The 1,759-nt window shown below is 34.6% G+C and carries 2 protein-coding genes; one reads left to right on the forward strand and one right to left on the reverse strand.

Annotated features, from left to right (window positions below; translation table 11 throughout):
- Window positions 1–358 (reverse strand): hypothetical protein (locus tag ACJML3_RS04570; RefSeq protein WP_406021007.1); only part of this gene is annotated, 358 nt, incomplete at its 3' end.
- A gap of 231 nt (window positions 359–589) precedes the next feature.
- Between ACJML3_RS04570 and asnA the strand changes: the two genes are divergently transcribed.
- Entirely contained in the window at window positions 590–1,630 is a 1,041-nt protein-coding gene (gene asnA / locus ACJML3_RS04575) for an aspartate--ammonia ligase (RefSeq protein ID WP_406021009.1), read from the forward strand.
- The last annotated feature ends 129 nt before the right edge of the window (window positions 1,631–1,759 follow it).

Genomic DNA, 1,759 nt, shown 5'->3' on the forward strand with positions numbered 1-1,759 from the left:
GGTGCTTATTTGCCTCAAGTGCTTTTTTTTGTCTAGCCTTGGCCTTATCAATGAGCAACTGCTCTCTTTCTTGAGAATTTTCGACTTTTTTTAGCTTTGAACGAGATTTATTTTCAGATAGAACTTCAAGAATAGACTCAGAAGCTAAAGTCTTGTCTTTTTCATCTATCTGAGTTTTTTGTTCAATTTGTAATGGAGAGACTGTATCTGTATGCAAGACCTTATTTTGTGCAGATATATTTTCACCATTCTCAGTTTTCACATTTAGTGTGGGAACATCGCTTTCTTCAGCAAAAGAAGCATAAAATATGAAAGATAAAATTGTGCATCCCCACAAAGATAGTTTATTTATTATCATTTTATAGTCCTGTTTACAATCTTTGCTATAACAATTTTATGAAAGGTATGCGATTTTTTCAGTGATACAGCTTACAAAAAACAGGACAGAAAGTATTGCACTATTAAAGTGCAGTTTTTATATGATTATTTAGCCTTTTGTAAAGGATCAATCCTGTTTTTTTCATCATTTTGAAACATTAGTGTTATAAAATGATAAAATTCATAAAATCTGAATAATAAGGATTTACAAATGAGTAAAATAATCAAACCTATCGAGTCTTATAAACCTCTTCTTGATAAGATTCAGACTGAAAAGGGAATCAAACTAATCAAGGATTTCTTTCAGCAGAATCTTGCAACAGAAATGCGTCTTCGCCGTGTCACTGCTCCTTTATTTGTTTTAAAAGGTTTAGGTATCAATGACGATCTGAACGGTGTTGAAAGAGCTGTTTCTTTCCCTATTAAAGATCTGCAGGATCAAAGAGCTGAAGTTGTACACTCTCTTGCAAAATGGAAGCGTCTTACATTAGCAAATTTAGGTATCGAAAAAGGTTATGGTATCTACACTGATATGAATGCAATCAGAGCTGATGAAGAGCTTGACAACCTACATTCTCTGTATGTTGATCAGTGGGACTGGGAAGCTGTCATTTCAAAGGAAGATCGTACAGTTGCATATTTAAAGAGTGTTGTCAGAAGAATCTATTCAGCTATTTTAAGAACTGAATATCTAGCATGTGAAAACTACCCTTGCTTAAAACCATTCCTGCCAGAAGAAATTCACTTCGTTCATGCACAGGAACTATTGGAAATGTATCCTGATAAGACTCCTAAGGAAAGAGAAGATCTTATCTGTAAGAAATACGGAGCAGTTTTCTTAATGGGCATCGGTGGTGCACTTTCTAATGGTGAAAAACATGACGGAAGAGCTCCTGATTATGATGACTGGTCAACCAAAAATGAAGAAGGATTTGAAGGTCTGAATGGTGATATTTTAATCTGGTATCCTATTTTAAATCGTTCATTTGAATTATCTTCAATGGGTATCCGTGTTGATATCGATGCTTTAAATAAGCAGCTTGCAATTGAAAACAAGGAAGAGAGAAAATCTTTATACTTCCATCAGAAGCTTTTAAACAACGAGCTGCCTTTATCAATTGGTGGTGGTATCGGCCAGAGCCGTCTGTGCATGGTTCTTTTACATAAAGCACACATCGGTGAAATTCAGGTAAGTATCTGGCCTGAGAACATGCGATTAGAGTGTGAAAAAATAAATATTCCACTTCTATAATGCAGTAAGTGAAAATCCGGCTAATGCCGGATTTTTACTCTTCTTTTTTTGTTTCATCCTCATTTGATGAACCAAAACCATTCATAAATGATTCACTAAGCGTTTTTGTTTTGCTTTTAACTTTTGCTT

It is taken from the genome of Succinivibrio sp. (assembly GCF_045124615.1).
Taxonomy (GTDB): domain Bacteria; phylum Pseudomonadota; class Gammaproteobacteria; order Enterobacterales; family Succinivibrionaceae; genus Succinivibrio; species Succinivibrio faecicola.

What these genes read in the sequence shown, in the direction of transcription:
- asnA (WP_406021009.1), top strand. Translation starts at nt 590, where the DNA reads ATGAGTAAAATAATCAAACCTATCGAGTCTTATAAACCTCTTCTTGAT.